This window comes from Nostoc cf. edaphicum LEGE 07299 (genome assembly GCF_015207245.1).
GTDB classification, from domain to species: Bacteria; Cyanobacteriota; Cyanobacteriia; order Cyanobacteriales; family Nostocaceae; genus Nostoc; species Nostoc edaphicum_B.
This window is the reverse complement of the sequence record NZ_JADEXF010000113.1, coordinates 1-7966: the sequence shown is the minus strand read 5'-3', so window position 1 is coordinate 7966 and position 7966 is coordinate 1. Positions and strand designations below refer to the sequence as shown.

Here is a 7966-nt window from a genome sequence, read left to right as displayed (position 1 = left end):
GGGTTAGGGTGGGGTACAACCTTGGTTACTCAATTTTGGCTATTAAATTCCAACTGCATTTATTCTAAAAATTAAATTTCACTAATTAGTAAAGTTTCTATTTTTATTGTTAGCAATTATTAAATCAATTTAATAACATATTTTTAGCACAACTGCATTAGTTGAATCATATTTTATATTGGTAGAAATAAAACGATCTCTGAAAAAGTTCTCAATTGATCGCCAATTTTTGATTATAATTATTAACCTGTGAATATAGCGATTAATCAGGATATAACAAAATCGGCAACATGGCTAAAATTATCGTTACTGGAGTCGCAGGCTTTATTGGTTCTCAGCTTGCAGAAACATTGCTAGAGCAAGGAGAAGAAGTAATCGGGATTGATGAATTCAATGATTATTACGATCCGATGTTAAAGCGAAACAATGTTGCACACTTACATCGCTCACCTGGGTTTACATTAATTGAAGGAGATATGCAGTTTTTAGATTGGCACAAACTCCTAAAAGATGTTGATGTAGTTTACCATCAAGCGGCGCAAGCAGGGGTTAGAGCAAGTTGGGGTAAAGCTTTTCGAGGCTATACAGAACGAAATATTAACGCTACACAAGTTTTACTGGAAGCAGCTAAAGATGCTAGACACCTAAAAAGATTAGTGTTTGCCTCTTCATCTAGTGTATATGGTGATGCAGAAACATTACCTACCCACGAGAGAATTTGTCCTCAACCGGTTTCTCCTTACGGCATTACGAAGCTAGCAGCAGAGTTTTTGTGTGAACTGTATTACAAGAACTTTGGTGTGCCCTGTGTGACATTGCGCTATTTCACAGTTTATGGCCCCAAACAGCGCCCAGATATGGCATTTCATAAGTTTTTTCAATCCATTTTGCACGATGAGGCGATTCCTATTTACGGCGATGGTCAGCAAACGCGGGAGTTTACGTTTGTTAGTGATATTGTCGCCGCTAATTTAGCTGCCGCCACCGCACCCGAAGCAGTGGGAGAAATCTTTAATATCGGCGGTGGTAGTAGGGTGGTTTTAGCAGAAGTCTTAAATACGATTGAAGAAATTGTTGGGAAGTCAATCAAAAAAAACCACATAGAAAAAGCGATGGGAGACGCACGTCACACTGGTGCTGATGTATCTAAAGCGCAGAAAATTCTCGGATATCAGCCCCAAGTCTGCTTAAGAGAGGGTTTAACACAGGAATGGGAGTGGGTAAAATCTTTGTATTCCCCCTAGTAATTTTCGTAGTGATGAGCATTTGAGTAGCGCTTAAGCTTGTCAGTGTGTGTGACTTAAACATTAAAAACAACACCTTGGCGCACAGCACGCTTGCGATCGCTTTTACGAGTACCCCCAGCCATCTGATACTCATGGCTATTTTTTCCAAACTTATAAGCAACGCCAAGTAAAATTTTTTCAGAATAATCTGCCAAAGCCCTTTCATTTTCGGTGATTTGGGTTAGTAAAACATCAATAGTAGAGAGGGTAGTATTGTAAGCTTCCAGCGATTGACGAAGACCTTCAATTTTCTCAGTATAATCTTTAACTGTTAAACTATCTCCTACATCTAGAGTAGGACTGATAGATTTAATGCTTGCCAAGCGCATCTCAGCTTTGCTAAGAACGCGTGAATCGCGTTTGTGCCTTGCCATAATGAATACTCCTCAATCTGAAAAATAACTTAAATTTTTAGTAATTCTATAGTGGACAATTTTTTAAAATGTTGTCCTGCGTAAAATTGTTGATTTTTGTTAAAAAGACTAAAATTTGTCTCATTTCACCTATTCTCGTGTCTCTCATAACCGCAGTAGCTACACAAAGAGCAGCTAGGGGCGAGTTTATAAAAAAATTGGATGTGTTAGAAATCTGTAGAATGAACCCGCTCTTACTTTTTTCTCACTCAGGACTCAGTTAAGTTAAAGCAGAAGTTGCTATAGCAAAAGCGGAAGTTCTTACAGGGAAGGCGGAAGTTCTTACAGAGTGCGCGAAACACTGAAACGTCAAGGCGGAACTTCTTACAGAGTGCGCGAAACACCGAAACGTCAAGACGGAAGTTCCTACAGGGAAGGCGGAAGTTCTTACAGACTGCGCGAAACACCGAAACGTCAAGGCGGAAGTTCTTGCAGGGAAGGCAGAAGTCGTTACAGACTGCGCGAAACACTCAAACGTCAACCCTGGAGCAATATTTTTTGATGGATACTAATCGCTTTGTGAGTCTAGGGACTTGCAAAAAATAAATTATCCCAAATTTCCCAAATTATAGATTTGGAGGAGCGCAAAGGCTTGCGCCCTTACGACGGGATCTTTTTTTAACCGGAAGTCCCCTATCCATATCAGCAATATCCCTAGCATTACTGTGCCTCTATGAAATATGTAGTTTTTGAACTTGAACATATTTAGTATTTATTGTCAATACATAAACCCTAAAATATATTGCTAAACTCAATTTGCTTAATTTACAACATCTCAGTACAGTAAACTTAAAAGCAGTTTGAAGGTCATAAAAATGACGACTCAAAAAAGGGTTGCTGTAGTTACAGGAAGTAACCGAGGGCTAGGATATGCAATTTCCCGTCAATTATCCCAAATTGGCAACCGCGTAATTCTGACGAGTCGTAATGAAACAGATGGTCTTGCTGCCAAGCAGCAGTTGTCCAGTGAAGGGTTTGATGTTGACTATCACAAGTTGGATGTTACCAATGATGGAAGCGTGCAGCAGCTTACCGAGTGGTTGCGTGAAACTTATGGCAAAGTAGATATTCTGGTCAATAATGCAGGTGTAAATCCCACAACAAAGCCTGAAGAATCCAGCTTACTGACTGTCCAACTGGAAACGATGCGATCTACCTTTGAAACTAATGTTTTAGCGGTACTCAGAATTTCTCAAGCACTAATTCCGTTAATGAAGGTGCAAAACTACGGTCGCATTGTCAATATCTCAACGGAAATGGCATCTCTGGCGTCAGTACCGGGAGACTACTACCCTTTAGCGCCTTCCTACCGACTCTCAAAGGTGGGAGTAAATGGACTAACAGCGATTCTGGGGAAAGAACTCCAAGGTACTAACATTCTGGTAAATGCCTATTCTCCAGGTTGGATGAAGACCGATATGGGAGGAGATGATGCTCCGTTCACGGCAGAAGAAGGAGCGCAAACAGCTGTTTATTTAGCAACACTTCCCGATGGAGGAGCGCAAGGACTATTTTTTGCAGAGATGCGAAAGTTTGGTGGCCCCATTCAATTACAGTGGTAGGTTAAGATGGGAAATTCCGCAGTTTTACCGCCTATTTACGTAGATACAACCATTGAATTAGCGCCTGCTAAAGTTATTGCCTCATTCCCGATCAATACTTTTTTAGAAAATCTAGTGATACCTGCGGCGGGCTACGCCTACGCACCAGATGGCACAATATTTGTAACTAATCACGAAGTTGGCGAGATTGTTCGTATTAGTCCAGATGGCAATCAGCAAATTCATGCCATTGTTGAGGGTAAAGTGAGTGGTCTTGCTTTCGCTGCCAACGGGGGTTTAGTGGCAACAGGTTGGAATGCTGATTCTATACCAGTGGTTTCTTTGGTAGCCAGTGATGGGACAGTGGAAACCTTGCTGAAACTGCCAGATGCAATATTTCTCAATGGCATCACTCCCCTTTTTAATACTCAGTATTTAACAGCAGATTCTTATCGGGGTGCAATTTGGCTGATTGATATCGCTCAACCTCGTGCCTCAATATGGCTAGAACATCCAATGCTTGCTCGTAGCAATTCGGAAAATATCATTCCGGCTGCAAATGGTTTGAAGCGTTTTGGTGATTTTCTCTACGTTTCAAATACTGAAAAAATGTTGCTGTTGCGCATTCCCATTGATACCGCAGCTCGACCAGGTGAGCCGGAAATTTTTGTTGAGCAAACTAATATTGATGACTTCGCCTTTGATGTGGAAGGCAATCTGTATGGAGCAACGCACATATACAACAGTGTGGTGCGAATTGCAAGCGATCGCACTACTACTATTATTGCTCAAGCCGAGGCAGGTGTAATTGGTAGCACAGCCGTGGCTTTTGGTCAAACTGAAAGCGATCGCACTGCAATTTATGTTGTGACTAATGGTGGGATGTTCTTACCTCCACCCACTGGTGTCGTTCCTGCTAATGTTGTTCGGCTTGAAGTTGGAAAACCTGGATATCCCTTGGCTTGAGCGTGACCGAATTTTAGATTTTAAATTTGGGATTTTTAATTGAAAATCCCAAATTTATAAATGTTTCACAGCAAGTAAATCGATACTTGCCCTCCGAAAATCAAACTACGTGAAAAAATCTAAAATCAAAAATTGATTGGCATAAATAATGGAGATAGAACAGAACGAGCAATTTGTAACCGTGGTCATTACACAACTTGTCAAACCTGGATGCGAAACTGCTTACGAAGCTTGGTTGAAAGAGATTACCAGGGTTTCCAGAGCTTACGTGGGTCACATGGGAACAAATGTGATTTGTCCCCAACTTGGGGTACGAAATGAATATGTTATTATCTTCCGATTTGACAATTATGAAAATTTAGAAGTGTGGATGACATCGCGCGATCGCGAACATCTACTTAATCAAAGTAAGCATTTAGTTGAATCCGATCCTTATGTTCAAAAAATCAGTGGATTAGAAGCTTGGTTTTCTCTTCCTGGTCAATCATTAAAAACTCCACCGCGCTATAAAACAGCCTTACTAACTTGGGGAGCTGTATATGTGTTGATTAATTTATTGAATGCGTTCTTAGTACCCCTAATTCGAGGTTTACCACCCTTGATTATTTCGTTGATTATAACGATTATTATGGTTTTACTCTTAACCTATGTTGTCATGCCGAGAGTTAGCCGTTTGTTTAGCTTTTGGCTATATCCTAAATCACGAAAAATTTAGGAATAAAGTCGAACTAACCCTATTTCAGATCCGAAGACAACCATCACAGCGATCGCGCCATCACAATATAGCCTTTCTTAGTTGATTCCGATACAGACCTCAATACGGTTCAGTTAAGCCTAAAACTCTTTGTCAAAGTCAACTTTTTTAACGAACCGCAGAGGCGCAGAGGAAACAGAGAGAAGAGAAAAAATGCTTAACTGAACTGTATTGCACCAGATCCGGCGTTCAATGATATCGTTGCCAGAACCACCGTTAAACGTGTCCTTCCCCACGGCGGCTTGAATCCTATCGTTGCCAGCTCCGCTTTATAAATCAAAAAAGTGGCATTCATTTATAAAGACTGAATACCACTTTGTATTTATCAAAACTCCTAATGACGGAGATATTTTACCCAGGTAGAGTTATCCCAGTCACAGCGATCGCACCTGCGATCGCACTGGCGCAAAGAGAAGTAATCGCTGTCCCAAATATCCACCACGCGGCATTTGCAACGGTTTTCTTGGTTTCTTCGGCTTGCTTTTTAGCTTGCTCTTGAATCGCTTTCAGACGTTTTTGAGTTTCTTTCTGGATGCGTTCGGCTCGTTGCAATACGCCATCCCGCGCCGCTTCTATTTGGTTTACGATCCGGTTAGCATCTGCCTCAGAAATATCTTCACGAGAACTTAATACAGCAACTAAGGTGTCACGATCGAATTGACTGAGGCGATCGCGCAATGCTTCAAATCCAGCTTGGGGATCGTCAAACACTTTCGCAAAGTCTTGCTTAATCCCTTCATAGTCGAGTTCGGAACGATTCAGGGAGTTGAGATAGTTGCGAACTTTGGCAAAAACTCCGTCTAGCACTGATTGTACTCTCTGCTGAATCTGCTGGAATTGTTCAACAATCGAGCTGCGAACAGAATCAATTTGATCGACAATTCGGTTAGCTTCTTCTTCTGAGATATCCTCACGTTGGGATAATAGCGCCACAATTGTCGAACGGTCAAATTTCGCGGCGCGATCGCTTAAATTGCCAATTCCAGCACGGGGAGAAGACAGCAGCAATTGTAAATCGCGTTTGATTCCTTCGGGGTTGAGTTCTTCTTTGTTGGTATTACGCAGATATTCTTCGAGATTGGCTTCAAAATCTAAAGCTTGTTGAGTGGTGCGCTTTGCTAAACGTCGTGGCGCTCTCAGGATATCACCAATGGCATCTTGAGCGCGATCGATGATCTGATTAACCTGCTCTTGGCTCAAGTCGCCGCGTTGACTCACGAGTTTAACCAAGGTTTCTCGATCGACATTAGACAAGCGATCGCGCAGTGCTAAGGCTCCAGCTTGAGGATCGTCGAGTAATTTCTCCAAATCGGCTCTAATACCTTCTGGATTAAGTTCTTCCAAGTTGGTATTGCGGAGATAGTCTGCGATCGCTTTTGTAGTCTTTTCGTACTGTTCTTTCGCCTGTTGCGGTACTTGCAAAATACTATCTCGGACTGCTTCAAGTTGATCGAGAGTTTGGTTTATCTGTTCTTCGCTCAAATCTTGACGCTGACTGAGCAATTGTACTAAGGTATCGCGGTCAAATTGCGATAGGCGCGATCGTAAAAGGCTAATTCCGGCTTGGGGATCGTCTAGTAAAATTCTAAACTCACGTTTGATAGCTTCAGGATTGAGTTCATCTTTGTTAGTATTCCGCAGATAGTCTTCAACTCTTTGGCGCAGTTCATCGGCTTTCGCTTTTGCTTGCTCTTGCAATTCTCTAGCACGATTCAAGAAATTATCGCGGTTGCGTTCGAGTTGACTAACAATATTATTAGCTTCCTCTTCGCTGATATCTTGACGCTGTTGGAGTAATTGTACATAAGTATCGCGGTCAAATTGCCCGAAGCGATCGCTTAAATCTTCAAACCCAGCTTCTGGATCTTCCACCAATCTAGCAAAGTCACGTTCAATACCTTCAGGATTGAGTTCTTCTTTTCCCGTAGAACGCAGATAATCTTCGATGCGGCTGCGGAAATCTTGTCCTTTTTCTCGTGCTTGAGCCTGTTTGACGGTTTCTAAAACTTCCAGGCGATCGCTTTCCATTTGTTCGGAAATCTCTTTCACTCTGGCTTCACTAAGATCGTCCCGCTGCTTCAGCAAATTAGTGAAAAATTCTTGATTAATTTCTTCCAACTCCCGTCTTACAGTTGTTGGATCTGCATTCACGTCATAGATGACTTCTTTAAATTCATCTACTAACGTAATTCGGTTAAAGTGCCAAGGAAATGAATGTAATATGTAGTCTTTTACATCTGCCTTAATCGTGTTTTCCAGTGATATCGGCAATTTTGCAGATACTTGCTCAGTTGCTTCTTCTCTAAACTTTTGAAGTTGTTCTGTGATTTGCTCTACATCGACATCTTGAACTTTTTCTTTCAGCTTTTGCAACTGAGTTGTAATTTTGTTCACATCGATATTAGAAAGGTTTACCCGTTCCAGAACTGCTGGCGCAGCTGCACTTAAGCCATACCTAATAGCTTGCTTTATTACACCATTGCCATTACCGCCTCCGATTGTAACCAGTTCTTGAAGCCGTTCACCCAATTGTTCAGAATTAAGTTCTTCAGGAGTCGCGGACTTGAGTAAATTAATTACTTGTTCTGTGGGATTTTTACGATTTAAAGCTTGTTGCCATGCACCTTCAAATTGGTCAGCAATGTTATTGATATCTTCTTTAGATAAATCGCCACGGCTGCTGATTAAATCAACAAATGTTTGGCGATTAACGTTTTGCAATAGATCGCTATTAGCAACAGATTGCAAATCTGTATCCTTAAGAAGTTGGTCAAATTGACTCCGAATTTCTTTGATATCCAGCTTTGGCAATTGTAGAGAACCTAAAGAACTTTGGAGTGTATTTCTAATCCCTTCCGAATCAAAACCTGAAGTTAATTCCCGCCGAACTGCGGCTGTAATATCTTCAGCAGTAGAAACTAACTGTTTTTTTGCAGTATTAGCACCGATGCCAGCAGTTGCCGTGTCCATCAGCGTCTGTAGTCCAGGAGAGACAGTCTTAGATAT

The 7966-nt window shown here is 41.5% G+C and carries 7 protein-coding genes and 1 pseudogene; 5 read left to right on the top strand and 3 right to left on the bottom strand.

Annotation, left to right across the window (positions count from 1 at the left end):
• Positions 1 to 290 precede the first annotated feature (290 nt).
• On the top strand, positions 291 to 1244 hold the full coding sequence (locus tag IQ229_RS05195; protein ID WP_194041890.1) for an NAD-dependent epimerase/dehydratase family protein: 954 nt from the start codon (positions 291 to 293) through the stop codon (positions 1242 to 1244).
• A gap of 56 nt (positions 1245 to 1300) precedes the next feature.
• Here the strand turns inward: IQ229_RS05195 and IQ229_RS05190 are convergent, their stop codons facing one another.
• Positions 1301 to 1660: a hypothetical protein gene (locus tag IQ229_RS05190; protein WP_194041888.1), complete on the bottom strand. Its 360-nt coding sequence runs from the start codon at positions 1658 to 1660 to the stop codon at positions 1301 to 1303.
• A gap of 328 nt (positions 1661 to 1988) precedes the next feature.
• Between IQ229_RS05190 and IQ229_RS05185 the strand changes: the two genes are divergently transcribed.
• The 4 genes from IQ229_RS05185 (at position 1989) to IQ229_RS05170 (ending at position 4921) form a co-directional block, all read left to right on the top strand.
• Positions 1989 to 2201 carry a hypothetical protein gene (locus tag IQ229_RS05185; RefSeq protein ID WP_194041886.1) on the top strand — a complete coding sequence of 71 codons (213 nt, stop codon included), beginning with the start codon at positions 1989 to 1991 and terminating at the stop codon, positions 2199 to 2201.
• A 313-nt stretch (positions 2202 to 2514) separates the two neighbouring features.
• Positions 2515 to 3261 (top strand): SDR family oxidoreductase, encoded by a 747-nt coding sequence (locus IQ229_RS05180; protein ID WP_194041884.1) that lies wholly within the window; start codon positions 2515 to 2517, stop codon positions 3259 to 3261.
• A 6-nt stretch (positions 3262 to 3267) separates the two neighbouring features.
• Positions 3268 to 4206 carry an SMP-30/gluconolactonase/LRE family protein gene (locus tag IQ229_RS05175; RefSeq protein ID WP_194041882.1) on the top strand — a complete coding sequence of 313 codons (939 nt, stop codon included), beginning with the start codon at positions 3268 to 3270 and terminating at the stop codon, positions 4204 to 4206.
• 148 nt (positions 4207 to 4354) lie between these two features.
• Positions 4355 to 4921 carry an antibiotic biosynthesis monooxygenase gene (locus IQ229_RS05170; protein ID WP_194041880.1) on the top strand — a complete coding sequence of 189 codons (567 nt, stop codon included), beginning with the start codon at positions 4355 to 4357 and terminating at the stop codon, positions 4919 to 4921.
• 119 nt (positions 4922 to 5040) lie between these two features.
• Here IQ229_RS05170 and IQ229_RS24810 read toward each other — a convergent pair.
• Positions 5041 to 5217: pseudogene (locus IQ229_RS24810) on the bottom strand (hypothetical protein); the annotation flags it as partial.
• Between the two features lie 94 nt (positions 5218 to 5311).
• Positions 5312 to 7966, bottom strand: a 2655-nt coding sequence (locus IQ229_RS05160; protein WP_194041876.1) for an MFS transporter, incomplete at its 5' end; no start/stop codon positions are given.

What these genes read in the sequence shown, in the direction of transcription:
- IQ229_RS05170 (WP_194041880.1), top strand. Translation starts at nt 4,355, where the DNA reads ATGGAGATAGAACAGAACGAGCAATTTGTAACCGTGGTCATTACACAA.
- IQ229_RS05195 (WP_194041890.1), top strand. Translation starts at nt 291, where the DNA reads ATGGCTAAAATTATCGTTACTGGAGTCGCAGGCTTTATTGGTTCTCAG.
- IQ229_RS05180 (WP_194041884.1), top strand. Translation starts at nt 2,515, where the DNA reads ATGACGACTCAAAAAAGGGTTGCTGTAGTTACAGGAAGTAACCGAGGG.
- IQ229_RS05190 (WP_194041888.1), bottom strand. Translation starts at nt 1,660, where the DNA reads ATGGCAAGGCACAAACGCGATTCACGCGTTCTTAGCAAAGCTGAGATG.
- IQ229_RS05175 (WP_194041882.1), top strand. Translation starts at nt 3,268, where the DNA reads ATGGGAAATTCCGCAGTTTTACCGCCTATTTACGTAGATACAACCATT.